Origin of the sequence: Marinobacter salicampi, from assembly GCF_011074795.1 — a bacterium.
Classification (GTDB): domain Bacteria; phylum Pseudomonadota; class Gammaproteobacteria; order Pseudomonadales; family Oleiphilaceae; genus Marinobacter; species Marinobacter salicampi.
Window position 1 is genome coordinate 1 of the sequence record NZ_JAAMPF010000005.1, and the last position, 25610, is coordinate 25610.

The 25610-nt window shown below is 57.5% G+C and carries 22 protein-coding genes; 10 read left to right on the forward strand and 12 right to left on the reverse strand.

The genetic code is table 11. The features are described 5' to 3' along the window. Nucleotides 1–248 precede the first annotated feature (248 nt). From G7W63_RS01915 to G7W63_RS01925, 3 genes are all read right to left on the reverse strand, one after another. Nucleotides 249–578: a hypothetical protein gene (locus G7W63_RS01915; RefSeq protein WP_166252340.1), complete on the reverse strand. Its 330-nt coding sequence runs from the start codon at nt 576–578 to the stop codon at nt 249–251. A gap of 68 nt (nt 579–646) precedes the next feature. After that, the gene (locus G7W63_RS01920) at nt 647–1519 is read right to left on the reverse strand and encodes a DUF2846 domain-containing protein (protein WP_166252343.1); all 873 of its coding nucleotides are present in this window, start codon (nt 1517–1519) and stop codon (nt 647–649) included. 108 nt (nt 1520–1627) lie between these two features. Then, a complete protein-coding gene (locus tag G7W63_RS01925) occupies nt 1628–2650 on the reverse strand; it encodes a coiled-coil domain-containing protein (RefSeq protein WP_166252346.1) in 1023 nt (340 codons plus the stop codon). Nucleotides 2651–2873: 223 nt separating this feature from the next. Between G7W63_RS01925 and purE the strand changes: the two genes are divergently transcribed. The 6 genes from purE (at nt 2874) to G7W63_RS01955 (ending at nt 10357) form a co-directional block, all read left to right on the forward strand. After that, nucleotides 2874–3365 carry a 5-(carboxyamino)imidazole ribonucleotide mutase gene (gene purE, locus G7W63_RS01930; RefSeq protein ID WP_166252349.1) on the forward strand — a complete coding sequence of 164 codons (492 nt, stop codon included), beginning with the start codon at nt 2874–2876 and terminating at the stop codon, nt 3363–3365. A gap of 74 nt (nt 3366–3439) precedes the next feature. Continuing rightward, complete coding sequence (locus tag G7W63_RS01935; RefSeq protein ID WP_166252352.1) at nt 3440–4555, forward strand: 5-(carboxyamino)imidazole ribonucleotide synthase; 1116 nt, start codon at nt 3440–3442, stop codon at nt 4553–4555. A gap of 230 nt (nt 4556–4785) precedes the next feature. Then, nucleotides 4786–5364, forward strand: a complete 579-nt coding sequence (sodB, locus tag G7W63_RS01940) for a superoxide dismutase [Fe] (protein WP_166252355.1) — start codon at nt 4786–4788, stop codon at nt 5362–5364. A 274-nt stretch (nt 5365–5638) separates the two neighbouring features. Further along, nucleotides 5639–7699, forward strand: coding sequence for a putative bifunctional diguanylate cyclase/phosphodiesterase (locus tag G7W63_RS01945; protein WP_166252358.1), 2061 nt, complete (start codon nt 5639–5641; stop codon nt 7697–7699). A 67-nt stretch (nt 7700–7766) separates the two neighbouring features. Beyond that, on the forward strand, nt 7767–8354 hold the full coding sequence (locus G7W63_RS01950) for a LemA family protein (protein WP_166252361.1): 588 nt from the start codon (nt 7767–7769) through the stop codon (nt 8352–8354). An 11-nt stretch (nt 8355–8365) separates the two neighbouring features. Continuing rightward, on the forward strand, nt 8366–10357 hold the full coding sequence (locus G7W63_RS01955) for a M48 family metallopeptidase (RefSeq protein ID WP_166252364.1): 1992 nt from the start codon (nt 8366–8368) through the stop codon (nt 10355–10357). A gap of 24 nt (nt 10358–10381) precedes the next feature. Here G7W63_RS01955 and gspD read toward each other — a convergent pair whose 3' ends face one another. The 7 genes from gspD to G7W63_RS01990 form a co-directional block, all read right to left on the reverse strand. Further along, nucleotides 10382–12337: a type II secretion system secretin GspD gene (gene gspD / locus G7W63_RS01960; RefSeq protein ID WP_207308859.1), complete on the reverse strand. Its 1956-nt coding sequence runs from the start codon at nt 12335–12337 to the stop codon at nt 10382–10384. A 66-nt stretch (nt 12338–12403) separates the two neighbouring features. Beyond that, nucleotides 12404–13243, reverse strand: a complete 840-nt coding sequence (locus tag G7W63_RS01965; RefSeq protein ID WP_166252367.1) for a type II secretion system protein N — start codon at nt 13241–13243, stop codon at nt 12404–12406. Beyond that, nucleotides 13243–14037, reverse strand: a complete 795-nt coding sequence (gene gspN / locus G7W63_RS01970; protein WP_166252370.1) for a type II secretion system protein N — start codon at nt 14035–14037, stop codon at nt 13243–13245. Before gspN ends, G7W63_RS01965 begins: the two co-directional genes overlap by 1 nt. Before the next feature lie 229 nt (nt 14038–14266). Beyond that, nucleotides 14267–15955, reverse strand: a complete 1689-nt coding sequence (gene ltrA / locus G7W63_RS01975) for a group II intron reverse transcriptase/maturase (RefSeq protein WP_166252373.1) — start codon at nt 15953–15955, stop codon at nt 14267–14269. Between the two features lie 994 nt (nt 15956–16949). Further along, on the reverse strand, nt 16950–18602 hold the full coding sequence (gene groL, locus G7W63_RS01980; protein ID WP_166252376.1) for a chaperonin GroEL: 1653 nt from the start codon (nt 18600–18602) through the stop codon (nt 16950–16952). Between the two features lie 90 nt (nt 18603–18692). Then, nucleotides 18693–18983 (reverse strand): co-chaperone GroES, encoded by a 291-nt coding sequence (gene groES, locus G7W63_RS01985; protein ID WP_166252379.1) that lies wholly within the window; start codon nt 18981–18983, stop codon nt 18693–18695. Between the two features lie 170 nt (nt 18984–19153). Next, nucleotides 19154–19675 (reverse strand): FxsA family protein, encoded by a 522-nt coding sequence (locus G7W63_RS01990; RefSeq protein WP_166252382.1) that lies wholly within the window; start codon nt 19673–19675, stop codon nt 19154–19156. A 130-nt stretch (nt 19676–19805) separates the two neighbouring features. Here G7W63_RS01990 and G7W63_RS01995 point away from each other — a divergent pair, with 130 nt between their 5' ends. Then, nucleotides 19806–20567, forward strand: a complete 762-nt coding sequence (locus G7W63_RS01995; RefSeq protein ID WP_166252385.1) for an SDR family oxidoreductase — start codon at nt 19806–19808, stop codon at nt 20565–20567. Continuing rightward, on the forward strand, nt 20548–20907 hold the full coding sequence (locus G7W63_RS02000) for an MGMT family protein (protein ID WP_166252388.1): 360 nt from the start codon (nt 20548–20550) through the stop codon (nt 20905–20907). Before G7W63_RS01995 ends, G7W63_RS02000 begins: the two co-directional genes overlap by 20 nt. On the opposite strand, the gene G7W63_RS02005 is transcribed toward G7W63_RS02000, so the two are convergent. Then, the gene (locus G7W63_RS02005) at nt 20889–22253 is read right to left on the reverse strand and encodes an AmpG family muropeptide MFS transporter (RefSeq protein ID WP_207308860.1); all 1365 of its coding nucleotides are present in this window, start codon (nt 22251–22253) and stop codon (nt 20889–20891) included. The genes G7W63_RS02000 and G7W63_RS02005 overlap by 19 nt on opposite strands. A 75-nt stretch (nt 22254–22328) precedes the next feature. After that, nucleotides 22329–22811 carry a YajQ family cyclic di-GMP-binding protein gene (locus G7W63_RS02010; RefSeq protein WP_166252391.1) on the reverse strand — a complete coding sequence of 161 codons (483 nt, stop codon included), beginning with the start codon at nt 22809–22811 and terminating at the stop codon, nt 22329–22331. 253 nt (nt 22812–23064) lie between these two features. On the opposite strand from G7W63_RS02010, the gene G7W63_RS02015 reads away from it, so the two are divergent. Further along, nucleotides 23065–24036, forward strand: coding sequence for a GGDEF domain-containing response regulator (locus G7W63_RS02015; RefSeq protein ID WP_166252393.1), 972 nt, complete (start codon nt 23065–23067; stop codon nt 24034–24036). A gap of 351 nt (nt 24037–24387) precedes the next feature. Then, nucleotides 24388–25419: an AraC family transcriptional regulator gene (locus tag G7W63_RS02020; RefSeq protein ID WP_166252396.1), complete on the forward strand. Its 1032-nt coding sequence runs from the start codon at nt 24388–24390 to the stop codon at nt 25417–25419. Nucleotides 25420–25610: the final 191 nt, after the last annotated feature.

Below are 25610 nucleotides of genomic sequence, written 5' to 3' on the forward strand. Positions count from 1 at the left end.
TGGGATCGAACCAGTGACCCTCGCCTTGTAAGGGCGATGCTCTCCCAGCTGAGCTAACCACCCCACGCTTCATGACCAATCACAAAAAACCATCGTGACCTGTACATGTCTTTCTGGCTACTTCGTCGGTTCCGGCTTTGCCGTCTTGACCAAGTGAGAGGCGCATTTTAAGCATTTGGCCTCCGCTGTCAAATATTTTCCGTGTTTTTTGAGCCCCAGTATTCCAGGCCCTGCAGAACGCTCATTTTTCAGTCAGCTTTCGGCCTCTGGGAGGACTTACGGGAGTCTTTCGGAACGGTTTTTGCCTTTGACGCTGCCGCCTTACCCTGACTGGCCTCTTTTGCCTTGGTCTCAAGGGAAATATGCCCTACCCGCTTCTTGCGCTCCTTCGGTAAAGCTTTGTCTGCCAGCGCGCGGTTGAAGTGGTCCAGTTTGGCACGCACCTGGGTCAGCTGCTCATCCGCCACCTGTCTCAACGTCGGAATAATCTCTGTGGTCAGCCGATCAAGATTCCTGTTAATCACATCTTTCAGTCCCATGGCCCCAACCTCGTCATCCATTTCCTGCAGTCTAGTCATCCCAGGCCAGGCCGACAATTGTGATTCCGCTCACAGTTGGGAATTTTCGGCCAATGCAACTCACACAATCAGAACGGCCACCAACCGCCACCTTCAGCCGCAGCCCGTGCTTCCCGCTCCCTTTCGAGCTGACGGTAAGCCCGCTCTCGCTCCCGGATTTCGCGATCGGTTTCCAGGCTCACGGTAGGGCCTCCGCCAAATGGCCAGTACCAGGACGCGGGTTCATACTTGCCCTCTTCCCGGAGTCTGGCAATCTCTTCCTCTCGCTCGGTCTCAAGACGCTCTATGTCGCGCTCGTAGTCGTCATCTTCGTTAACCTCCACAATAGACACCGCAGCATGGTTCGGCGCCAGCAGGTCGCTATTGAGGAACAGCGTACTGACAATCTCATCTTCCTTCATGGCAGTGTCGCGGGTGACCAGGCGCAAATCATCGGTGGCCAACGGATGGTCCGCCTCCAGGGCGGGGTGAGGCGAGTCGGGGGCCGATACTTCACTGTACCGCAGGTAATAGATCTCACCGGCTTCAACCTCCAGCGTGGCATCTGCGATCTGACTCAGACTGAAACTGTTCAGCCCTTCAAGTCCGAGCAAAGGACGCCGCATGGCAATGTGCCGCTCGCCAGGGCTTACCTCGAACCAGGTAAAGCTGTTGTTGCGAATATTGAAGTAGTGATGGTCATCAATATAGACACTGGGTGACTCGATTTCCTCCGCCGCCCACTGAGAGTGGGGCCGGTAGAAGTAGATCAAAGCGTTAGTGCCACTGTCCCACTGGTCATTATCGATGTGGACGAAATCCGGCCCCGAGACCGGATGCAGGAAGGCCCCAGTGCTCTTGCCGATGGACTGGTAAACAGTACAGCCGGTAAAAGCGCTCAGGGCAAGGAACGTGAGGGCAAGTGCGGGAAGCCGGGCAAGCCTCGGGAGCTTTGTAATCATTATTAAACGGTCTCTTCATCGAGGACGAACAGCCGGATAATACCAAGTGACAGCCCCGGGAAATGAGAGCTACCGCAAGGGATGGATACAAACCGTTACAGTCAACAGCTACTGCTGCAGCTGTTCTACCTGTCCGGACAGCCTGATCAGCCGGGAGGTTAGTTGGGCCCGGGCAGAATCAATGGCTTCTATGGCGCCTTCGACATTGTCCAGCCGGGCCTGCAGTTGGCGTAACTGGGACTGGCTATCCTGGACATCCGATATGGTCTGCTCAAGCCTCAGCACGCGACTTTCGAGTCCGCTTGCCGCCAATGACTGCTCCCGCTTGAATCGGGTCAGGGCCTGCTCTACCTCGCCCTCAACCGCTTCCACCTCGCCAGCAAGGCCCGCCAGGGATTCGGCAAGCTCTTTATCCCGCCCTGCCAAGGCTGCAAACCGGTCCTGCTGGTCGGATACGGTTTCCGCCAGCTCAGCCCGCTGCTGCTTTTCCTGGTCCAATGCCTCGGTGACGGCTGCCAGTTGCTCCGTCTGATCTGAGGTCTGTTTACGAATCGCTTCCAGAGCGCTGCCCTGATTTTCAAGCTCGCTACCCTGTTCTTCCAGTTGGCTGCCCACTTCCTCCAACTGAGGCCGGTTTTTCTCGTAGGCGATCACCCAGAGCTTGCGAATCTCGCTATTGGCTTCCTTCAGTTGCTGGTCTTGTTTCTCCAGTCGCTGCTCTAGGGTAGAGCCACGATTCTCCAGGTTCTCTCCCGTTTCGCTCAGGTCGCCTTCAAACCGCGCCAGCGCCAGTTTGCTCTGCCGAACCCAGTAATCGGCTTCCTCCAACTGCTCTGCCATGGCTTGCAGGCGCTGCTGTTGCTGAAACCACGCCACCGAGGCCACCACAGCCAGCACCACTACAACCGCCCAGACCAGCCTGGAGCCCCTGCGTGCCTTTGGTGGGGGCGTTCCCCCTGCCCCGCCACCCGAAGCCCCGGCAGAACCGGCACGTTTACCGCCGCCACCGCCAGTCGCGCCGGGACCAGGCTGCTGAACCGGACGCTCAGGTGTTTTGGCACCCGCTGCCGCCCGGGCTGGCTTGCGTGGTTCTGCTCTGAGCTCGTCATCGTCGGGACGGATTGGTTCCATAGGTGCCTCTGGGTTAAATCAAGGGAATCTTTGAGAAACAGATAATACCGGCTCTGCCCTAGGCCACCAAATCGGCGTAGGCTTTAGCTGTCGTTCCCGCTGAAGACGCACAGACCAGACGATGACTTTCGGCGTCTGTCAGCGCCAGGCTAATGCCATTTGCATGGTTCTCAGCCAATCCATACAATGGCCGGCTTTCCTCCAGACGCTCAGGACGTTGCTTATGCAGCCGCTTGTTGGCCTTATCATGGGTTCCAAATCGGACTGGCCGACCATGGAACACGCCGCCGAGATGCTTGACAGGCTCGGGGTGAGCTACGAAACCCGCGTGGTCTCGGCTCACCGGACACCGGACCTTCTGTTCGACTACGCCAAGACAGCAGCCGACCGGGGCCTGAAGGTGATCATTGCCGGCGCAGGCGGGGCGGCGCATCTGCCCGGTATGGTAGCGTCCCAGACCTCGTTGCCGGTGTTGGGCGTGCCGGTGCAGTCCAAGGCCCTCAACGGCCTGGACTCCCTTCTATCGATCGCCCAGATGCCCGGTGGCATAGCTGTCGGGACCCTGGCCATTGGTCGGGCCGGCGCCACCAATGCAGGTTTGCTGGCGGCCCAGATCATCGGCACGTCCGATCTGACCGTGCGCCAGGCGGTTGATGATTTTCGGGCTTCCCAGACCCAGAACGTGCTGGACAATCCGGACCCGAGAGAAGCCTGAAGAGAGGCCTGAAAAGAGGCCTGAACGTTCAGCCGGACAAGCTCTTCACCAACATACTTCATTAGGAGCGCGCCATGAGAATTGGTGTTCTGGGTGCCGGACAGTTAGGCCGTATGCTGGCGCTGGCGGGCTACCCCCTGGCTAATACCTTTGTATTCTACGATTTGTCGGGGAACCCCAGCGTCGGGCTCGGGGAAGTCATCATCGACCGGGACGGCGAATACCTTGACGATTTCCTGTCGCGGGTCGACCGCATCACCTATGAGTTCGAACACCTGCCGGTGGACGTGGCCAACAGGATGGCCGCTGTAAAGCCCGTTCATCCAACGCCACGGTCTCTGGAAATCTGTCAGAACCGGGAAGCGGAAAAAACCCTGTTTGGCGAACTGGGCATCCCTACTCCGCAATGGCGTATTGCCGAAAGCGCTGCAGACCTTGAAGCCGTTGCCAGGGAGCTCGGCTGCCCGGTGGTTGCAAAATCCAATACCGAGGGTTATGACGGCAAGGGGCAGGCGGTACTAAAGTCACCGGAAGAAGCCGTGCGAGCCTGGGCCGCGATTGGCCACCCGAGGCTGATGGTCGAGAAATTTGTCGAGTTCAGCCGGGAGGTTTCGGTTATTGCGGTCCGCGGCGAAGATGGCGACGTCGCCATTTACCCCATGGCAGAGAACGTCCATGAGGCGGGCATCCTGAGATACTCCGTCGCCCCCGCTCCTGGTCTGGCACAGGACGTAAGAGAAGATGCCGAGCGTTATATCCGAACCATCATGAATGAACTTGGCTATGTCGGCGTACTGGCACTGGAGCTGTTCGAAACGGCCTCAGGCCTGGTGGCCAACGAAATGGCTCCAAGAGTCCACAATTCCGGTCACTGGACAATTGAAGGGGCTGCCACCAGCCAGTTCGAAAACCACATCCGTGCGATCAGCGGCCAGCCTCTGGGCGACGTGAGTCCGCGAGGCGTGAGCTGCATGGTGAACATCATCGGTGAACACGGGGATCTGCGGCGCATTCTTGAGCTTCCCTATGCCCATGTCCACCTGTACGACAAAGCTGAACGACCCGGACGCAAGCTGGGCCACATCAATGTGCTGGCGGACGACTATCAGGAACTGGTTTGGCGGGTCCGGAACTGCGCGAGCTTTCTGCCGGGCGCCCCGACCTTCAGCTGTTCATTGAATCGGGGTTGAAAAATCGCAGGCACGCCCTGATCTTAAAGGGGCGCGCATGAACAAGAATTTCATCGCCCGAATTACAGAACCAATAGCTGCAATATAATCTTCCAATGGCGCACCCCTTCGTAACGGGATGTAACGGCGCGCTGTTTGGGCTATTGTTTAACAGATAAGAGTCAATCCACGAATCACGGACGGCCTCTGGCTTGAACGTGGTCTAATGAGAGAACAGGGAGAACGACCTCATGGCATTTGAACTTCCCGCACTACCGTATGAAAAGAACGCTCTTGAGCCGCACATTTCGGCAGAAACCCTTGAGTATCACTACGGCAAGCACCACAACACCTATGTGACCAAGCTGAACGGGCTGATCGAGGGCACTGACGATGCCAACAAGTCCCTGGAAGAGATCATCAAGAGCTCCAGCGGCCCACTGTTTAACAATTCGGCCCAGGTCTGGAATCATACCTTCTACTGGAATTGCATGAGCCCCAACGGCGGTGGCGAGCCTACCGGCGCCGCAGCAGAAGCCATCAACAAGGCTTTTGGCTCCTTTGAAGACTTCAAGAAAGAGTTCAACGACAAGGCCGCCGGCAACTTCGGCTCGGGCTGGACCTGGCTGGTCAAGAAGCAGGACGGCAGCGTGGCAATCGTTAACACCAGCAACGCTGAAACGCCTCTCACAAGTCAGGACAAGCCGGTCCTGACCGCCGATGTATGGGAGCATGCTTACTACATCGACTATCGCAACTCCCGCCCCAACTATCTGGAAGCCTTCTGGAAAGTGGTTAACTGGGACTTTGTAAACCAGAATCTGGCCTGATCACACGGGGTTTCACGACCCTAGGCCAGCTAGAAAGCGCCCGCTCTGCGGGCGCTTTTATTTTGTACCCCCGCATCAGCTTCCCCGGATACGTGATGAAACACGTCGGCCACTCCGTGGCTACATAAAGAAACGGTGCGTTGGCCCGATTTCTGAAAAGATGGTGTCTGAATCAATAACCGTAGGCCAAGCCAACCATACTGCTGAACGGGAAAGGCCATCGCTTTCTGTTCCGGGCTATCAGTGTCATGCCAACCATAAGAATCGGGGCCTAATGAAGACACCCTTCGAGCTGGAACATCGCCTGGGCTACCGCATCCTGCGCTGGGTGCTCTCCGTAGCCCTGGTATCGGGCATCCTACTGAGTACCATGCAAATCATCCTGGACGCCCAACGTGTATCCGATTCTCTCGACCGGCAGGGCAGCCAGACCCTTGCCCTCGTGCGGGACGCTGCCACCCAGGCCGTCTTCAGCATTGACAGAGAACTGGGCCAACAGGTGGTGGACGGCCTGTTTCAGCAACAGGCGGTGAGTCTCGCCCGGATCGCCCACCCCGACGGCGAAGTTCTTGCTGAAAACCATCGACCACTGAAACCCGCTGCCTTCCGCCCGGTTACCGACTCCATCTTCAAGGCCGAGCGCAGCTATGAAATAGGCCTTACCCGCCGGAAAAATTCCGACCTGGTCTACGGTGTCCTGAGCATCCACTACGACACAGCGCCGACAGCCGAAAGCTGGCTGGAGCGTTCCACCCTGACCTTTGCCTCTGGCATTGCCCGCGCGGTCATACTCGGGCTGGTGCTTTATCTGGTGTACCACTTCCTGCTTACACGACCCCTTCTTCGCATTATTGACTCGCTTACCCAGGTTAACCCGGACCGTCCTGACGACCGCTTGCTGGAAGTTCCCGACAGCCATCGCCAGGATGAGCTGGGTCTTTGCGTCAATGCGACCAATAACCTTCTGGTGGCCATTGCCGAGAACCAGAAAAAGCACCGGGAAGCAGAAGACCGGGTTGTGCGCCTTTCCCGCCACGACAATCTGACCGGACTGCCGAGCCGGGAAACCTTTCTGGGTATGCTCGCCGGTGCCATCGAGGAGAGCCGCAGGGCCAACCAGATGCTGTCGGTATTCTGCTGTGGCATCGACGATTTCAAGAGCGTCAACGAACAGTACGGCTTTCATGCCGGTGACCTCGTCCTGCAGGTTGTGGCGGAACGCCTGGCCAACGAACATGGCGATATCAACCTATTGTGCGGACGCCTTGGTTCAGACCAGTTTGTCGTACTGGAGCAGCACCTGAAGGATGACTACCAGGCAGTAGCAACGGCGGAGTGGCTATTAGAGAGCATCAGCCGCCCGGTTGATATCGAAGGCCATGAAGTAAGCGTTTCCGCCACCGTGGGCATCGCCCTCTTCCCGGCGGACTCCATTCATGCGGACCAGCTATTGCAGCGTGCCGAACAGACCATGACCCTGGCCAAAAACTCCGGACGAAATCACTTCCAGTACTTCGTTGCAAGCCTCGACCGTGAAATCCGCGAACGCAAGAAACTGGAAAAGGACCTCTCCATTGCCCTCACCGGAGGTCAGTTTCATCTGGTGTACCAACCCCAGGTGAACCTGGAGAGTCGTCGCATAATCGGGGCCGAAGCCCTGATCCGCTGGACGCATCCCGAGCGGGGCATGGTTTCGCCGGACGAGTTCATACCTCTCGCCGAACTTAATGGCACCATTGTGGAAATCGGCGAGTGGGTGCTGGATCAGGCATGCTGGCAGGCGGCACTATGGGCGCGCAAGGGCACGCCAATCCGCATTGCGGTTAACCTTTCCGCGGTCCAGCTCAAGCAGAACGACATAGTCGAGACCGTACTCAAAACGCTTCGCCGGCACTCGATACCGCCTGGTCGCCTGGAACTGGAAGTCACCGAAACCAGCTTCATGGAAAACCTGGAGGATGCCGTCGATAAACTGAAGCAGCTTCGCAAGGAAGGCATCAATATAGCCGTGGACGATTTCGGTACCGGCTACTCATCGCTCACTTACCTGAAACGTATGCCGGTCCAGCACCTGAAAATCGACAAGCAGTTCATCCAGGACCTGCTGGTGAACGAAGATGACACCCGTATCGCAAACACGATTATTGATCTCGGCAAAAGTCTTAATCTTTCCGTTATTGCCGAGGGCGTGGAAACCGAGGAGCAGGAGTACTACCTGAAGCAGAGAGGCTGCCAGCTGGCCCAGGGTTACTTCTTCAGTCGCCCTCTGCTGCCTGAAGATTTTGAGAAATTTGTGGTGAGCTTCCATACCAGGCTCGCCGAAGACAATGTCTGAGCCCGGGTTGCTGACGGAGCCGGCATTACCCAACCAATAGCCTACCCGTATACGGCAAGGAGTCTGCATGGAAACTACCCTGATTGGCCTGGCCGTCATTGGCGCTGCAGTAATTTACCTGGTCTACGTTTATAACCGGCTGGTCGCGCTGCGAAACCAGTTCAGGAACGGCTTTGCCCAAATCGATGTCCAGCTGCAGCGGCGCCACGACCTTATTCCCAACCTGGTAGAGTCCGCCAAGGCGTATATGGAGCACGAGCGTACAACGCTGACCCAGGTGATGGAGGCTCGCAATAACGCCGTAAGCGCCCAGAAGGACGCCGCCCGCGATCCGGCCGACGGCGGCAGGATCCAGAAGCTCGGCAGTGCCGAGAACCTGCTCACCAAAGCCCTCGCCAATTTCTATGCGGTGTCCGAAAACTACCCGGAGCTCAAGGCCAGCGAGACGGTCCAGCAGTTAATGGAAGAGCTTTCCAGCACTGAAAACCGGGTCGCCTTCGCACGCCAGTCCTACAACGACACGGTCATGACCTACAATACCTATCGGGAACAGTTTCCCCACAACCTTGTTGCCGGCTTTACCGCCTTCAAACCCTCGTCACAGCTTGAGCTTGAGTCTGCCGAAGCACGCCAGGCACCCAAGGTGGCCTTCTAGGCGCCCCGGCCATGTCCGCTCCGGGGTTCTTTGACCGACAGGCCCGCGCTCGCCGCAACACCGGCTGGCTGGTTCTGCTCTTTACCACCGCCGTGCTCCTGATAACCCTGTCGGTGTGCGCTGTGGGCTACCTGTTTACCCGCAGTGAGACCACAGCCTGGTCCTTTCCTGACTGGTTGCTCAGCCAACACGGGCTTGTAACGGCTGCGGTCGTCATAGGCCTAATCGCAAGCGGGTCGCTGGTGCGCTGGCTCGACCTTGCCGGTGGCGGCGAACGAGTGGCCCGCATGGTGAATGCCCGCCTGCTCGACCCCTCGTCCCAGGATAAAGACGAGCAGCGCCTGCGTAATGTGGTGGAGGAGATGGCCATCGCCAGCGGCGTCCCCATGCCCCAGCTGTACGTCATGGACCAGGAGGCCGGCATAAACGCCTTTGTTGCGGGCTACAGTCCTACTGAAGCGGTCCTGGTAGTGACCCACGGAGCCCTGGCCCTCCTCACCCGGGATGAACTGCAGGGGGTGATAGGCCACGAGTTCAGTCACATACTCAACGGCGATATGCGACTCAACGTCCGGCTCATCGCTCTTCTGGCCGGCATACTGATGATCGGCCAGATCGGCACGTTTCTGCTGCGGGGGCTCCACGTGCGCGGCTCATCCCGACGGGGGCGCGAACAGGGTCTGGTGGTCATCGCAGGGCTGGCATTGACCGTCATCGGATATGTGGGTGTGTTTTTCGGCCGCCTGATCCAGGCCGCTGTCTCACGGCAACGGGAAAGCCTGGCGGACGCCTCTGCCGTCCAGTTCACGCGCAATCCCGAGGGCATAGCGGGGGCACTGTACAAGATCGGCCTCAAAGGCGGCTATTTCGAGTCGACCAGCCATGGCAGCGACATGAACCACATGTGCATTGGCGAAAGCGCCCGCATGAATTTCAGTAGCCTGCTCGCCTCGCATCCACCCATTGAGAAACGCATCGAAGCCATTCAGCCGGGCATGATGGCGAGGCTGCGAAGCCGCTTGCGGGACACCCACCCCAGGCCGAACGCGGGCTTTGGCGAGCCATCCAGCGATCAGGGGGTAGGCGGCAGCGCAGGGGCGATGGGAAGCCGTTTCACAACCGGCGCCGGAGCGATTTCAGAAGCTGTAGCCAAGGTCTCAACCAGCCCGCTTTCGACGACAGACCGCAAAACACTTTCACGGCACGTGGGCACCGTTACCGGCTCCAGCGAAGCTTATGCGCAGCGGTTACTGAAACAGCTACCCGCCACCTTCCACAGCCTGCTTTATACCCGGGCCGGGGCGGTCCAGCTATGCTATGCCCTTATCCTGCAGACACTCAGCCCCCAGGCCCGCGACGAGGCTCTTGCACGCCTGCCCCACTCATCGCTACTGGCACCCCAGGCAGACCTGATGGACAAGCTGCTGCCGACCCTGGAGTCTTCAGAAGACGCCCTTGGCTTTGTTGCCCTGGAGCTTGCCCTGCCCTCCCTCCGCAAGCTCGACCCGGAGGAAGTCAAAACCTTGCTCAAGGCATTAGAGTCGCTGATTGTGGCTGATGGCAGAGTCACTTTGTACGAGTTAGCCCTCACAAGCTTTCTGAAACGGCACCTGAGCCCTGGTTCCGGCCGGTCGGTGCCGGTCCACTATCGCTCATACCGCGACGTGATGGGCAGCCTTAGCGGTCTGTTCAGTCTGCTGGCCAGAGCGGCCACCTCCAGCCATGGTGAGGCCACGGGCCTTTACCGGGAAGCGATGGCGGGTTTTGCGTCCAGGCGGGAGGAGGCCCCCGTGATGCCGGACAAAGTAACTCTTCGGGACTTGAGCCGCGCCTTGCGGCGGCTGAACAGACTTTCGCCAGTTCTCAAACCAGCGATTATTGATGCCTGCGGCTACTGCATACTGAAAGACCAGCAAGTCAGCGGGCGGGAATACGATATTCTGCGTCTGGTAGTCGACCAGCTGGACTGCCCCATGCCGCCTCTACCGGTTGCCAGCAGATAGCGCTGCGAGCACAGCGCTTGTGTTCTACCGGACCTGTTCAGACTCGGGTTTTATCGCAGGCTTGCCCGTATTAAAAAGGGTTTCGATGGGCGGCTGGTTGCGATCCCCGGTCAGGCCCAGCTTCTCCCTTACACCCAGGTTGACCTCCCATAGGCCGTTGTATTTCTCGTTGGTGGCGGCAACCGTGTCGCCTTTGTCGAGCATGATGGTCGGCCGGAGGAAGACCAGCAGGTTGCGCTTGACCCGTGTCTCGGACTCCGAAGAGAACAACCTGCCCAGATAAGGAATACTTCCGAGTAATGGCACCTGGCTCCGGTTGATCCGGTAGTCTTCAGTAATCAGGCCACCAAGCACGATGGTTTCGCCGTCATCCGCCAGCACGGTGGTTTTGATTTCACGCTTGTTGGTAATGATATCCGAGGCATTGGCGATGCTGTCTGCCACGTTTTCGGTGGTCTGCTCCACCACAAGCCGCACCAGGCCGTCGGCGCTGATGCTGGGGGTGACCTTGAGGGTGAGGCCTATATCCCGGCGTTCTATGGTGGTGAAAGGGTTTTGCAGACCTGCGCTGGTGTTTGTGGTCTGACCGGTGCGGAACGGTACGTTCTGGCCGACAATGATTTCCGATTCCTGGTTGTCCAGCGTAATGATGCTGGGCGTTGACAGCAGGTTGGCTGCGGTAGAGGTAGAGAGGGCCTGCAGCAGGATACCCCAGCTGATGCCGTTCTCGTTTCGCTGGCCAGCGCCAATAGTGACGCCCCCGGAAGCAGGTGCAATCAGATCTTCGGAAATGATGGCGCCGATAACATCGCCCAGGCTGTTGCCCACATTGCTGAAGTTGGAGCCTGCGACCGGCGTCGACTCGCCGGATTCATCGCCAAGCGCGACCTGAACACCCAGGTCCTCACCCAGCTCATCACTGATCTCAACGATAGCGGCTTCAATCAGCACCTGGGCACGACGGACGTCCAACTGTGAAATGATGGACTCCACTTCCTGCATCATGGACGGCTCAGCACGCACCACCAGGGCATTCAACCCTTCGTCAGCAAAAACGGAAAATGCTGTCTGACGCTGGGCATTACCGCCACCTTCGCCCTGCTGCGAAATCTCCCCCATCACTCCCTTGAGAATTTCCGCCAGGGTCTTGGAGTCGGCGTGCCTGAGACGGATTACAGAGGTACTGCCACCCGTAGCGGATGGTTGGTCCAACTTGGCAATCAGCCCCCGCATTTTCTCCCGGAAGACTTCGTCACCGCGAAGAATCAGTCGATTGCTTCTTTCATCCGCAGTCACACTGTATTTCCGGGCGGCGCCATCGGCACCGGAACCCAGCTCGTCTGGGGCCAGCTCCTGCAACAGTTTGACCAGATCCCCGACCCAGGCTTCCTCCAGCTGAATCACTTCCACCTCATACTTTGAGGGGCTGTCGAGCTCACGGACAATATTTTCTATGCGCTGGATGTTGGCCTGGTGATCGCTGACGATAAGCGCGTTGGCCGCTGCGACGCCAGCGAGATGGCCGTACTTGGCCACCAGGGGGCGGAGAATCGGCACCAGTTCAAGGGCGTTGGCGTTATCAACCTGGATGACCCGGGTTATCAGTTGTTCCGAGGGAATGGTGGTGAAGCGTCCCAAGGATTCGGCAGACTGTTTGGCGTCCACCTGCTGGACGATCTTGATAACCTCCTCCCCCGGAATGGCGGTGAAGCCGTGGACCTGCAGTACCGCAAGGAACAGATCGTAGATTTCGTCCTTGTTCATCGGCGCACTGGACAGGACCGTCACTTTTCCTTTGACTCGGGGGTCGACCACGAAGCTGTAGCCGGTGATATCAGCGACCTGGGTCACGAAGGCGCGAATATCTGCATCCTTCAGGTTAAGCCGCCAGCTTCCCTCAGGCTCCTGCGCAACAGCTACCAACGGCATCAACAAAGCGAGCAGCAAAACCTGCAGCGAAGGAAAGTTCAGTTTAATCATGCAACGGTCGTGTCCTGTATCGAAGAACCGGTAAGCTCGAATTGATGATCGGTATTACCAGTAATACTACTGGGGTAGCGCAAAATTTACCGTGAAACGGGCGCCACCGCGTTCAATTTCTATTTCAAGCTGGGGTTCTGAACGCCAGGAATTAAGAAGCTCCATATCCTGCTCCAGATTGCCCAGGGTATTACCATTAATAGCCGTTATAACGTCACCACTTTGGAGATTGAGCGCGCCAAGCATAGGGTTTGAGCCGTCGTAAACATAACCCTGGGTCTCCCCCTCGTCAGCGGGCCGCAACCCGAACTGGACCAGCGCCTGAACCCCTTCCGTATCCAGACGCTGCTTGGCTTCGGCAACAAACTCTTCAGGGGACGTGATGTTATCGGCGGGCTCATCTTCCGCAACCATGGCGCCCGACCCTTCGCTTTCGTCGAAGGTCAGAGTCTCAAACTGGCCACTGCGCTTGATCAGAACACGATTCGGTTCCACTTCTACGAGCTCTATATTCCCAGGCATTGTTTCACCAACCCGGTAGTGTGCCGTGACCCCATCGGTTCCTGCAACTATAGCACTGGACAGCCCTGCCTGCTCTGACACAAAAACACCTTCAAGCCTGAGCCTGAGGCGGGTTTCAGGAGCCGCCCTGCGAACGATATCGGCTACCGGCGCATTGTCCGGCGCCTCTCCAAACAGGTCATAGGCTGCCAGTGTGGTGCCAGACGCGCCCGGCAGGCTACTCTCCTGGTCAACCTGCACCTGAGCAACCGGCTGCTCATCCCAGGCAATCAGCCAGGTCAGCTTCGCCATGACGAAAGCAAAATAGGCGACCAGCGCAATAAGCAGAAGGTTGGCCAGCCATCGCGCCGGCTGCTGGAACCTTGGCGCACGAACCGGCGCCATCAGCGAGCGCTCCCGGGCAATAACGGTTGGCTGACCCTGAATATGATGTCACCAGGCTGGGCGGCGCCCGACCAGTTCTGACCCGCCAGGTCCACAAGACGCTTGTAGACGCGTATCTGCAGCACTCCATCAGGCTGTATATCAGCTTCGACCGCCGGCTCCCCCTGCCCCGCCTGGGCCACCACCAGCGACATCAGGCCATCAGCGCCCGTGATATTTGCCTCCATTGGCGGGAGATCAGCGGTCTGATAGCTTCCGCCCATGGGCCAGGTCACGTCTCCGCCGGGCCAGCGGGCGAAACCACGCACATGCTCGACGCGTCCGTCATTCCAGGCCAGATTCAACTGATCGACGCTGACATCGCCCTTCAGGACCGCCCCACCACTCTGGCGAATCAGATCCTCAAATTCTTTGACACGAACCCTGCCACTGGCCGCCACATCAATTCTGTCGGGCCACTCCATGGTCAGGTTACCCTCGAGGTCTGACTGGGCAGATGACAGGGAAAAGTCCACAGGTAAGGTCGGGCCGACGATTGAAGGCGCCCTGAAGTCCCAACCGAGCCGGAATCTGCGGTTGTCAAAGGCAACCCCGGCGGCACCGTCCCAGAGGCTTCCGGAAACCCCGAAGACCTGGACCTGAGGCGGAAGCGGAACCTGTGGCGCAACCTTGGCCCACACCCATCCTGCGGGAACAGTGACTATTAATGTAACTGCGTAAATCAGTAAACCCCCCAGCACCAGCCAGACCACTTTGCCGGGGCGAAGAAAAGACGATTGTTCGGAGTCTGTCATACGGAGGGCGCCGGTGATCACAACAAAAGATGACGGAGCCTGAGTCTAGCAAACCCCAATCTTAAGTCTACGACAAAAACGTAAAAACCCCGCGGCTTTGAGGGCCACGGGGTTTTCAGGTTTTCAGAGCGTTGGGTCTGAAAGGCCGGGGGCAATGTCGGGTAAGGAGCAGCCATTGCTGGCCACCCCTCCCCTAAGAACCGTACGTGCGAGTTTCCCCGCATACGGCTCAAGCCTTTATAAGCTCACTCCAAGGAGCGAGCCGGCGACCTTGTTGATGTAATTGTCGATGACAGTTCGGATGCAACAGCACCAAATTTTCCAGCTTGTTATTACCGCCTTTATGTCGCTCGTGTACATGATGGGTATCCCATCCTGTCTCGAACGTGATGTGCTGATTGCACATCGGGCAGCGTTTGAACTGGCGAATCCAAAGCTTGTGCACTCTCCGTTGACCGTACTCCGAGATTTTCCACGCGTAGTCCATGCGTTTCTCGAAATACTGTTCGTCCATCGGGTCATACGGATTGGCTTCAGCCTTGATCTTCGTGTGCCGCTGAATCTTCGTGTCGTTTGCATACAGCAATGCGGCTGTCTTGCCACCGGGGTAGACGTCAGAAAATACCCAGCTACGCGTTCCTGCGCGCTTGAAATATTTCTCCCGCACCCAGCGCTTACGGCGATTCAAATGCCGCCGCTTGCACCACTGCCATAGCAACTTCCAGATACGATAGTCCACATAGTTGAAGGTTTCTTTGGCCACAACGTGTCTGTGGTAGTTGGCCCAGCCCCTAATGATCGGGTTGAGCATATCCACCAGCACCCACGCCGGAACCGTTTTGTTACCTTTCACCACGTCCCTTACCTTCTTAAGGAAGCTTCTCAGGTTGTCGTGGGACGGCTTTATTAGCAGCTTATCCCCGTACTTCCTGATGTTCTGTCCCAAAAAGTCGAATCCGTCCTCAATATGCGTAACGAGTGTTTTCTCCGCCGAAAGCTCTAGCCCTCTCTCAGCCATAAAGGCTTTAACAAGAGGCAGAACTTCCTCGTCCAGCAGCTCTTTCGAGATACCAGTGATGACGAAGTCATCCGCATAGCGCACATAGTTAACCTTGGTCTTGTAACTGGCTTTGGTGTTTTTCTTCCCAAAATGGGTTTCCAACACCTCTTCCAGTCCATCAAGAGCCAGATTGGCCAACACCGGCGAGATAATACCCCCTTGCGGGGTCCCCGCCTCAGTCGGATTCAGTAGGCCGGACTCCATGTATCCTGCCTTCAGCCACTTCCTGACTACCGCCTTGTCAATCGGGACGTTGGCAATGAGCCATTCGTGACTGATGTTATCGAAGCACCCTTTGATATCGCCCTCCAGAACCCAAGTCGCCGAATTTCGGCGTCCCAAATTCACGAACAACTGCTCAATTGCATCTGCAGTTGAGCGGTGAGGACGGAAACCATAGGAGTTGCGGTCAGCCGTAGTCTCCGACACGGGCTCCAATGCCAACAGGTACAGCGCCTGCATAGCACGGTCCAGCATCGTTGGTATTCCTAGCGGTCGGCGTTTGCCATTCGACTTCGGAATATAGACTCGTTTGAGCGGCCGTGGCTTGTAGCCACGACGCTCCAACTGACTGATCGCTTCCCACTTACAGCGAGGAGTGCTCCAAAGTTGGCCATCGACTCCCGGGGTTTTCCTGCCCCGGTTTTCTGTAACTCGCTTCACGGCGATTGCTTTTGCCGAGAAGGAGCGAACCAACATTCGTTGCAGGGACGACACCCTACGCCATTGCTGATTCTTAGCCGCCTTCGCGATTCGTACCTGTAGCCCACGCACCCTTCGATGACTGGTTTCCCAATCGATCGCATGCCATCCATTGGCAGGGTGGGAGCACGCAGATACTTCTGTTGAAGTACACATCTTGCTGTCCTCCAGAGTTAACCCTCGGACGGCAGTGCGCACTAGCCCCTCGCGGGGTTAGTAAACACCCCACGAGGGATTCATTGTGTGGTCTGAGTCCCTGGGGCTCAGACCTCTCTTGTTGGCTTTACAAGCCTTAACGCGATCAAAGACCAATCAGAAGTCAGCACCGTTTCCGGTCAGGGCAAATTTCGAACCCCTATTCCAGCGATTACAGCCGGACATTCGCTTTTTCTGACCTCCTCTACCTCGCATCCCCAACAGCGTCCCTTGCGGTAGGCCTGCCTTTCGGCGGGAATACAGGCTTACCGAGTTCCAGATCTATCACACGGACGGGTTAGGTCCTGCCTATCCACCGGTGGCTGTGTGTCAGCGTACCCCCAGATGTAAAAGAGGTATCCAGCCACGCACCTTTTGGTCAGAGCCTGACAGCAACTTTGGCTCTTTGCGGTTGACGGTGTTTATCAGCAGTTCACTTACGTTGACCATACCGACCAGCCTAGCGCCTCACCCGCATGTTGCTTGCAGGCTCTGAGTTCGATTTCGCAATCGGGAACTCACCCAAAGTTGGGGGCTACATTGTTAGGAAGCTTCGCACAACACCGTTACCAGTGATGCACTATCCCTAGGCTACTGTTGGCTGAACAACAGGTCTCGATGCCGCCTCCAGAATTGGAGAGGGTGAGACAATGACAGAAATGGCTTACGCCGGCAGGAACCAGCATAGCTATTGAAAACCGCGATTACCCCGAGACTGCGGATCTGTCGGATAGACAGAAGCAGACCGAAATATCCGCCTTCTTTTGAAAGGAGATATTGGATCGACCAATACCTGAATGACGACTCCCATAAAGGGAGGCCGTTACCCGGGTCTCAGAAGATCCCGGATAACGGGTATTTTGCAATGCTATTTCGGCGGGATGGAAGGTGAGCGCCTAAACGCTCACCTTGGACGTAGCCCGCTCGGCTAGCTACCTACGCGACTCTCGTCGCACTACATCATGCCGCCCATGCCTCCCATTCCACCCATGCCGCCCATGTCCGGCATACCGCCGCCGGCTTTGTCATCTTCAGGCTCATCGGTGATCATCGCTTCAGTGGTGATCATCAGACCAGCAATGGAAGCTGCTGCCTGAAGAGCTGAACGCGTCACCTTGGCGGGGTCAAGAATACCCATTTCCAGCATGTCACCGAACTCACCGGTGGCTGCGTTGTAGCCAAAGGTGCCTTCGCCCTGGCGGATCTTATCCATGACGACGGAGGCTTCACCACCGGCGTTGGTTACGATCTGGCGAAGCGGAGCTTCCATGGCGCGGCGCAGAATGTTGACACCAACACGCTGGTCTTCATTATCGACCTTCACTTCGGTCAATGAATTCAGAGCGCGAACCAGGGTAACACCACCACCGGCAACGATGCCTTCTTCAACCGCAGCGCGGGTGGAGTGCAGAGCGTCTTCAACACGGGCCTTCTTCTCTTTCATTTCAACTTCAGAACCGGCGCCGACCTTGATGACGGCGACACCGCCAGCCAGCTTGGCAACACGCTCCTGGAGCTTCTCTTTGTCATAGTCCGAGCTGCTGTCTTCGATCTGCTTACGGATCTGCTCAACCCGTGATTCGATGTCAGACTGGGCGCCGGCACCATCGATAATGGTGGTGTTTTCCTTGGTCAGGTTGACACGCTTGGCTGTACCCAGGTCGTCCAGAGTGGTGTTCTCCAGAGTCAGGCCAACTTCTTCGGAAATCACCGTGCCGCCGGTCAGGATCGCGATGTCCTGCAGCATTTCCTTGCGACGGTCGCCGAAACCAGGCGCCTTCACAGCAGCTACCTTGACGATACCGCGCATGTTGTTGACAACCAGCGTGGCCAGGGCCTCGCCTTCAATGTCTTCAGCAATGATCATCAGCGGCTTGCCGGCTTTGGCAACGCTCTCCAGCACAGGCAGTAGCTCACGAATGTTGGAGATCTTCTTGTCTACCAACAGGATGTAGGGGTCATCCAGTTCCGCGGACATGTTGTCCTGGTTGTTGATGAAGTAAGGCGACAGGTAGCCACGGTCGAACTGCATGCCTTCAACAACATCCAGCTCGTCTTCAAGGCCACGGCCTTCCTCGACGGTGATAACCCCTTCCTTGCCTACGCGCTCCATGGCGTCTGCAATGAGGCGGCCGATGGTCTCGTCGCCGTTGGCGGAAATGGTACCGACCTGGGCAATGTTACGGCTGTCGTCGCAGGGCTTGGCGGCTTCGTGGATCGCCTTGACGGCAACCTGGGTTGCCTTATCAATGCCGCGCTTCAGGTCCATCGGGTTCATGCCGGCAGTGACCGACTTGATACCTTCGTTCAGGATGGCCTGGGCCAGAACCGTCGCGGTGGTGGTGCCGTCGCCGGCGGTGTCGTTGGTCTGGGAAGCAACTTCCTTGACCATCTGGGCGCCCATGTTCTCGAACTTGTCGCGCAGTTCGATTTCCTTTGCTACCGACACGCCGTCCTTGGTAACGGTGGGAGCACCGAAGGACTTGTCGATAACAACATTACGGCCTTTAGGGCCGAGGGTAACCTTTACGGCGTCGGCAAGAATGTTGACGCCTGCGACCATACGCTTACGAGCGCTGTCACCAAATTTAATGTCTTTAGCTGCCATCTTTATAGATTCCTATTCCGTGTACGCAGTAATCGTGTCTGTTCAATCAGCGCCGGAAACGCCGGCCTGAAAGCATCAGCCTGTTGGAGTTTACTTTTCCAGCACGCCGTAGATATCGTTTTCGCTCATGATGAGCAGGTCTTCGCCGTCGATTTTCACGGTGTTGCCGGCGTACTGCCCAAACACCACGGTATCGCCCACATTGACCGCCAGTGAGCGGGTTTCACCATTGTCCAGAATGCGCCCGTTACCCACGGCAATGACTTCGCCCTGGGATGGCTTTTCTTTGGCGTTGCCCGGCAGAACGATACCACCAGCAGTTTTCTCTTCTTCTTCCTTACGACGCACGACTACGCGGTCGTGAAGCGGACGAATTTTCATTGCGCTATTTCTCCATTAGTCCGTAGTCAGTTTGTGTTTGACAACGACAGTTGCGGTGTGAAGCCGGAAGCGATAAATAACTGTTTTACCGCTAAATATCGCCGCCGACGAACTTGTGTTCCTAATGTGGGGCTGGCTACTTGCATTTCAACGCCCCCAACAAAAATTTTTTACTTTTTTTCGAGCCGGTCATCCCGCTCCCGGCGACGCTTTTCGGTTTCCTCCTCGTACTCACCCTCAATAATATTGTCTTCCCCCTGGTCATCACCCTTGTCATCACCCCAGGGGCGTTGGCCGAAGGGGCCGGGACCGCTACTGAAATGGAAACTCTGACCAGAGGACACCACCATGCGCTTGAGTACCTGGTTCGCCAGCATTTGCCGGGTGCCGGGCAGAAGACAGAGGAAACCGATACCGTCAGTGACAAAGCCAGGCGTCAACAGGAGGGCGCCGCCCACCGCAAGAATAAGACCCTCGGCCACTTCCCGTGCCGGCAGCTCACCACTGTTCAGGCGCTGGTTGGCCTTCAACAGGGTGGCCAGGCCCTGCTGCCGCAGCAGAGCCGCCCCTATAATGGCCGTCAGCAGAACCAGGCCAATAGTGTTAAGAGCACCGATCATGGTTCCAACCTGGATAAGCACAGCCATCTCCACGATCGGCATGACTATGAAAAGTAAAAGGAATACCTTCATTTTTAAGCCTTTTATTGCGCTATGGGTGAGCCTGGCCTCTGGCGGCCGGCCTTTTAAAGTCTGGTATACTCGCCGCCCGCTCACTCTCGACGTGTTTTGAAAACCAATCATTCCTTATTTAGGGCACAACATGAAAGTTCAAGATTCTGTAATTGCTATTACCGGTGGCGGGCAAGGCCTCGGGCGGGCCATGGCTGAATACCTGGCAGCGAAAGGCGCTCGCCTGGCACTCATTGACCTGGTGCCTGAGAAACTGAACGAAGCCGTCGGCGCCTGCGAGGCCGCTGGCAGCCAAGCCCGGGCTTATGTGTGCAACGTGGCAAAGGAAGAAGAGGTAGAAGCCACGTTTGCCGCCATCGCCAGCGATTTCGGTCAACTGAACGGCGTGATCAATAATGCCGGTATTCTGCGGGATGGCCTGATGATCAAGGTCAAGGAGGGCGAAATCGTCAAGCGCATGAGCCTCGCTGAATGGCAGGCCGTCATTGACGTTAACCTGACCGGGGTGTTCCTCTGCGGCCGGGAAGCGGCAACCCAGATGATCAGGCTTGGCAACCAGGGCGTGATCATCAACATTGCTTCGATCTCGCGGGCTGGCAACATGGGCCAAAGCAACTACTCCTCCGCCAAGGCCGGTGTTTCTGCCCTGGTGCCGGTCTGGGCCAAAGAACTGGCCCGCTACGGCATCCGGGTAATGGGCATCGCGCCTGGCTTCATTGAAACAGAAATGGTCGCGTCCATGAAGCCCGAGGCCCTTGAGAAAACGACCTCGCGCATTCCCTTGGGGCGAATGGGCAAACCCGAGGAAATTGCGTCGGCTGCGGCGTTTATCTTCGAGAATGACTATCTCTCTGGCCGGATGATTGAAGTTGATGGCGCCCTCCGCCTCTAGCAAAAACACCGTCCGCGATGAGCCCCTGCCCTCGGGCTTGCCTTCGCGGCAGGAGATGATCTGGCAAGTGGTGTGCGCCATCCCGCCCGGACGTGTGGCCAGCTATGGTCAGGTTGCCGCCCTGGCGGGGCTGCCCGGGCTCGCCCGATTTACCGGTCGCGCCCTTGGCCAGTTGGCGGAAGGCTCAGAGGTGCCCTGGTTCAGGGTGATCAGAAGCGACGGCTCACTTGCCTTCCCCCCTGGCTCATCACGGTATGAACTGCAAACGGGGTTACTGCGTGATGAACGCATTGAGGTGGTTAATGGTCGGGTGCCCAGACGCTATCGCTGGTCGCCCTGACTGACCCTTTCACTCACCTCCGCTCCAGACTCCCCCTCGCTATTATTGGCCGGTGCCAGGGCATCAAGCCGACTGCCGTGACGAAGCATCCAGGCCGCCAGAAGAATAGCGGGCACACCCAGTACCGCTGACACGAAAAAGAACTCCACGTAGCCGTAGTTGCTCACGACCATTCCTGAAAATCCACCAATGAATTTGCCTGGCAGCGTCATCAGCGAGCTGAACAGGGCATATTGGGTCGCGGTAAAGGCCGCGCTGGTCATGCTGGACAGCCAGGCAATCAGTGCCACATTGGCAATGCCGCCGCTGAGGTTGTCGGCACTTACCACAATGGCCAGGCCGATGATGTCCGGCGGCTGCTGGGCGATCACGACAAACAGCAGATTGGTGGCCGCGGTCAGGACCGCACCTGCCACCAGAATGGGCCGGACCCCATAGCGCACCACCAGCACGCCCCCCATCAACGACCCTGCAATGGTCATGAAGAAGCCGAAGATCTTGGTTACATCCGCCACTTCGGTTTTGGAGAAGCCCATGTAAGTCAGGTAGAACGGGTTTGCCATAACACCCATGGCGATATCCGAAATACGATAGACAGCCACCAGCACCAGAATAAGAATGGCCAGTTCCCGGTAGCGCCCGAAAAAATCCACGAAAGGACCGGCAACCGCTGCCGAGAACCATCCCGCAAACCGCGCCAGTCTCGGTGACAGGTGAGCCCGCTTGGCAGTTTCTCGGGCCACCGATTCGGCCAGGTCCTGGGCGGCACTGAAGTGGTTGACCCGGGGCTCCCTGACGATCAACACAGTCAGCATGCCAACACCCACAAGCACCGCCATCACTTCGTAGGACACCTGCCAGGACCAGAACTCCGCCAGATACAGAGCCCCTGCCCCGGCCACCAGCAGTGCCAGCCGATAACCGAAGATGTAGGTGGCCGCCAGCGCTGCCTGCAATCGTGGCTCGGCGATCTCTATGCGGTAGGCGTCAATGGCCACATCCTGGGTGGCCGAGGAAAACGCCACCAGCAGCCCACACAGGGCCATCAGGGTTGGAGTCGCGACAGCGTCAACCCGGGCCATCAGTACCAGGCCAGTGGCTATACCGATCTGGGCCAGAAACATCCAGCTCCGGCGTTTACCAAGAAGGCGATCCAGAACCGGCAGTCGCAAGCGGTCCACTACTGGCGCCCAGACCACCTTGATGGAATAGGTGATGCCCAGCCAGCTGAAAAACCCGATGGTCGCGGTTTCCACACCGATGTCGGCGAGCCTTGCATTCAGTGTCGAGAACACCAGAAGAAACGGCAGGCCAGCGGAGAAACCCAGAAACAGCAGTGCCACCACCTGCCAGCGAGTGAAGGTGTAGATGGTTTCACGAATAAAATCACGACGCGGGCGGTTAAGGATCAGAATGGCCTCTTAATCACGGAAATTATTGAATTGTAGGGGCAGGTCCAGTTCGGTTTCCCTTAGCAGGGCGATGGCCTCCTGAAGGTCGTCACGCTTCTTACCGGTCACCCTTACCTTATCGCCCTGGATGCTGGCCTGTACCTTGAGCTTGGCATCCTTGATGATCTTGACGATCTTCTTCGCCATGTCGGTCTCGATGCCCTGACGTAGGACCAAGTGCTGCTTCATCAGCTTGCCCGAGCGGCTGTCACTGTCTTCGGAGATTGCCCGGGGGTCAATATTGCGCTTGGCGAAGGCCATGCGCAGCATGTCCCTCATCTGCTCAAGCTGGAACTCCTGCTCGGCAGCAAGGGTGATGCCCTTGTCGTCCAGCTCAAAAGAGGCGTCAACGTTCTTGAAGTCCCACCGGTTGCCGAGATCCCGCTTGGCCTGGTCCAGGGCGTTGGTAACTTCATGCATGTCGATTTCAGAAACAATGTCAAAGGATGGCATGGTCGTGCTCCACAGTTTTGCTCCAGGTGTGTTCCACAAATGTGGAACCGGTCACGGTCGTCGCCAGAACAGTCCAGGCTAGGCGATCAGTTCCACATGTTTTACATTTATGCACAGCTTGCCCCTTCATAGGGGCTATAATGGCGCTCGCATGGGGACTTCTGAGTTTTCAGCGGCCCACCGAAGGTGCCAAAGCATAACAAGACCGAGCCGGCATCGCATCTGACAATGGACTGGTGAGTAGTACACAACAATGCCAAACCTTGACCTTCCCATACTCGTGGTAGACGACGCCAAATTCAGCAGCATGGTTGTAAGCCGTGCCCTTCGCAATGCCGGCTATCGGGATGTTCGGGTTGCCAATAACGCCCCGGCAGCCCTCAAATTAATTGAAGAACGCGCAGTCAGCGTGCTGATTGCCGACTGGCTGATGCCCGAAATGGACGGTTTGCAGCTGACCGACAAGGTGCGCCAGCAGGATGAACAGGAAAACCACTACACCTACGTGATTCTGCTCACCGCCCGTGAGAGCGTTGCCGCCCTGGCGGAGGCCTTCGACCGGGGGGTAGACGACTTTATCTACAAGTCCGACATGAGCAAGCAGCTGGTGTCGAGGGTATATGCGGCGGACCGGATGGCCGATCGCCAGAATACCCTGTTGACCGCCAACTCACTTCTGATGGAAAACAACCGCGAACTGGAATCCAGCAATATCATCGACCTGGAAACCGGGCTCTGTAACAACCGCTATGCCCGTGAGCGGCTGTCCAAGAGCCTTCGCCAGGCCGAAGCCCGTGGTGGCGCCTCAGCTTATGTACTGGTGGGCATCCGCAACTGGCAGGCCCTCAAGCGCCAGCACAGTGCTGCCACCATGAGTGAACTGGCGCTCGGTATCGGCCGCCGGTTAAGCCACCTGATACGACCCATGGACGCCCTGTGCCGGGTTGGCGACAATCAGTACGCCATCATTGCCCACTTCGGTCACAGCGACCATTGCACGACTACGGCCTTTCGACGTGTCTTCGACGGCATCAATCACAAAGCCTTAAAGACTACGGCAGGTTACGTCTCGGTTGAAGCGGGTATGGTGCTGTGCAAATCCGACGCCCAGAAGGGCACGCCATCGGTGCAGGAAATCGAACGGGCGGCTGTGCAGGGGCTGGTTGACGCCTATGAAACCAGGCGCTTCACTGAAACCGAACCGGACATGGCGGCCAGTGCCTGAGGCTTTTACACTTCCTGCCTCTTTACACTGCCTGCCGCGAGCCACACATTCTGTAACACCTGAATACACTTAAGCGACAGACTCCAAAGCTCGATCGGCCTACTATTAAATTGTGGATTCAAGCAGTATCCCCATGACGAAGGAGTCAGATGTCCCTTCGCCGCAGTATGGGGAAGAGTCCCATCGAATTAACGATTTTCAGGCACTTTCGTTCTTTCCTTGTCTTTAAGCCAGCCCACAAGCTGGCTTTTTTATTACGCCGAATTTCGCTCTCTGCCTCCTGCCGGCCCGCCACACCTCGACTGAAATACATTATACTGCCGCTACCTTAAGCAACTGATTAGCCAACGCATGTCTGAACTCGGCACAGCCTCTGTGGCGGCGCTCCGGCAATATCTCCGGGCTGCCCACGCCAGGGGTATCCACACCACCGCTCTGTTACAGGAAGCCGGGCTCACCCCGGACCTGGTTGCCTCAGACGACGGTCGTGTAGACGGCGAGCAGCTTCAGACTTTTCTCCATCTGCTCAGCGAGCACAGCCAGAACCCCATTCTCGGCCTAGAGACCGGCGACTTTGTCCAGCCGGGTTCGTACAGCGTACTGGGTTACATCACCATGAGCTGCGCCACCCTGGGTGAGGCCATAGCCCGCATCGCGCCCTTTGAAAAACTGGTGGGCGATATGGGCGTTACGCGCCTGGAGGAGGGTTCGGATACAGTCAGTTTGGTGTGGCAATGCGCCTTCAACGATCCGGTGGTGCGCCCTCACCTGGTGGACAATGTGTTTGCCTCGTGGATTCGGTTCGCGCGCTGGCTTGCCGATGACGACAGTGCCTCGCCAACAGAAGTTCATCTGCAAAGGAGTGAACCGGAAACAAAGTGGATTGCCGCCTACGCAGAGCGCTGGAGCTGCCCTGTCAGCTTCGGCGCTCGAGATAACAGGGTGGTGCTCGCCAAAGACCTTCTGAAAGCCCCCCTGCGCCAGCCCGACCCGCTGCTGCGCAAAACACTTGAAGCCCATGCCCACCAACAGTTGGCGATTCTCGACACGGACACCGCCCTGACGACCCGCGTCAAGCACAGCATTCAGCAACAACTGATGCAAGGCATCACCCGACAGGACATGATTGCCAGCCACCTGGGCATGACCAGCCGCACGCTACAGCGCAAACTGAGCCAGGAAGGCGTGTCCTACCAATCGCTGTTGGACGCTGTGCGCCAGGCTATGGCCGAGGATCTTCTGGAGAATAGCGAACTGGCGATTCCTGATATCGGAGAGCGGCTGGGCTACAGTGAAACCGCCTCGTTTCACCGCAAGTTCAAATCCGTGACCGGCCTGACGCCGGGCGTGTACCGCAGTAAAAAACGAGACGGGATTGCCTGAGTAGGGGTGACCGGTGCCCTGCCACCACCGAACCTTAAGACGAAAGATGTCGTAGCGGAAGCTTCAGCTTTCGAGCACGCCGAGGTGGGCCCTTGCTTTGGCCAACCCAGGAGCCTGGCGGCTCCACGAAAGCTGAAGCTTCCGCTACATTCAAAACAACCCACACCGCAGGCCCGGGCATAAGTCTTTCG

Coding starts and splice junctions, on each gene's coding strand:
- G7W63_RS02020 (WP_166252396.1), top strand. CDS start 24,388: ATGTCTGAACTCGGCACAGCCTCTGTGGCGGCGCTCCGGCAATATCTC.
- G7W63_RS02000 (WP_166252388.1), top strand. CDS start 20,548: ATGGCGCCCTCCGCCTCTAGCAAAAACACCGTCCGCGATGAGCCCCTG.
- sodB (WP_166252355.1), top strand. CDS start 4,786: ATGGCATTTGAACTTCCCGCACTACCGTATGAAAAGAACGCTCTTGAG.
- G7W63_RS01990 (WP_166252382.1), bottom strand. CDS start 19,675: ATGAAGGTATTCCTTTTACTTTTCATAGTCATGCCGATCGTGGAGATG.
- G7W63_RS01995 (WP_166252385.1), top strand. CDS start 19,806: ATGAAAGTTCAAGATTCTGTAATTGCTATTACCGGTGGCGGGCAAGGC.
- groL (WP_166252376.1), bottom strand. CDS start 18,602: ATGGCAGCTAAAGACATTAAATTTGGTGACAGCGCTCGTAAGCGTATG.
- gspN (WP_166252370.1), bottom strand. CDS start 14,037: ATGACAGACTCCGAACAATCGTCTTTTCTTCGCCCCGGCAAAGTGGTC.
- purE (WP_166252349.1), top strand. CDS start 2,874: ATGCAGCCGCTTGTTGGCCTTATCATGGGTTCCAAATCGGACTGGCCG.
- G7W63_RS01925 (WP_166252346.1), bottom strand. CDS start 2,650: ATGGAACCAATCCGTCCCGACGATGACGAGCTCAGAGCAGAACCACGC.
- G7W63_RS01915 (WP_166252340.1), bottom strand. CDS start 578: ATGACTAGACTGCAGGAAATGGATGACGAGGTTGGGGCCATGGGACTG.
- G7W63_RS01945 (WP_166252358.1), top strand. CDS start 5,639: ATGAAGACACCCTTCGAGCTGGAACATCGCCTGGGCTACCGCATCCTG.
- G7W63_RS01935 (WP_166252352.1), top strand. CDS start 3,440: ATGAGAATTGGTGTTCTGGGTGCCGGACAGTTAGGCCGTATGCTGGCG.
- gspD (WP_207308859.1), bottom strand. CDS start 12,337: ATGATTAAACTGAACTTTCCTTCGCTGCAGGTTTTGCTGCTCGCTTTG.
- G7W63_RS01920 (WP_166252343.1), bottom strand. CDS start 1,519: ATGATTACAAAGCTCCCGAGGCTTGCCCGGCTTCCCGCACTTGCCCTC.
- G7W63_RS01955 (WP_166252364.1), top strand. CDS start 8,366: ATGTCCGCTCCGGGGTTCTTTGACCGACAGGCCCGCGCTCGCCGCAAC.
- ltrA (WP_166252373.1), bottom strand. CDS start 15,955: ATGTGTACTTCAACAGAAGTATCTGCGTGCTCCCACCCTGCCAATGGA.
- G7W63_RS01965 (WP_166252367.1), bottom strand. CDS start 13,243: ATGGCGCCGGTTCGTGCGCCAAGGTTCCAGCAGCCGGCGCGATGGCTG.
- G7W63_RS01950 (WP_166252361.1), top strand. CDS start 7,767: ATGGAAACTACCCTGATTGGCCTGGCCGTCATTGGCGCTGCAGTAATT.
- groES (WP_166252379.1), bottom strand. CDS start 18,983: ATGAAAATTCGTCCGCTTCACGACCGCGTAGTCGTGCGTCGTAAGGAA.
- G7W63_RS02010 (WP_166252391.1), bottom strand. CDS start 22,811: ATGCCATCCTTTGACATTGTTTCTGAAATCGACATGCATGAAGTTACC.
- G7W63_RS02015 (WP_166252393.1), top strand. CDS start 23,065: ATGCCAAACCTTGACCTTCCCATACTCGTGGTAGACGACGCCAAATTC.